A 653-nucleotide genomic window follows, 5' to 3' on the forward strand; every position below is an offset into this window, starting at 1 on the left:
TTGGGCTCCAGGTAATAGCTCACTTCCTTGCCCCGCCAGGTGTCTTTGTAGACTTTGAAGTCGCCGACGGCCAGCATGAACAGGTAGGGCGCGTGGGGCAGCTCCATCTTCCAGGTGTCGGTGCGCAGGCCCGCGCCGGCGGGCGTCTGCGCGTCGAGGCGGCCGTTGCTGAGCGTCACGTACTTGCTGGGCACGGTCAGGCTGATTTCGGAGGTCGTCTTCTGGTTGGGCCGGTCAATGGTCGGAAACCAGGCCGAGGAGCCTTCCGTTTCGCCCTGGGTCCAGATCTGCACCGGCTTGCCCTTCACGGCGCTGTCGGGGTTGATGAAGTACAGGCCTTTGGCGTCGGTAATGGCGGCGCTGCCTTTCACCTTCAGCTCGTCGGGCTTGGCCGTGTACTCGATATAAACCGTGTAGGGCGTGCCCACGGGCATGAGCCGGCCCAGCTTGATGCGCAGGTTGTTCTGGTCGGCGTAGTCGTAGGTGAGCGGGGTCTGCGTGGTGCCGTCACTCAGGGCTACGGCTTTAATATCCATGCCCTTGGCGTCGAGGCGCAACGAGTCGGTGGCGTAGGCATAGGGCTTGAGCGTGAGCCAGGCTTTGCCGTAGAGGTAGCGCTTGGCGTAGTCGAAGCGCACGTCCAGCTTGGTGTG

General features: G+C 63.1%; 1 protein-coding gene. It reads right to left on the reverse strand.

Annotated features, from left to right (window positions below; genetic code table 11):
* On the reverse strand, positions 1-653 hold a 653-nt coding region (locus E5J99_RS21045), incomplete at both ends, for a M1 family metallopeptidase (RefSeq protein ID WP_167852288.1).

The organism is Hymenobacter elongatus, from assembly GCF_004745955.1.
Lineage (GTDB): Bacteria > Bacteroidota > Bacteroidia > Cytophagales > Hymenobacteraceae > Hymenobacter > Hymenobacter elongatus.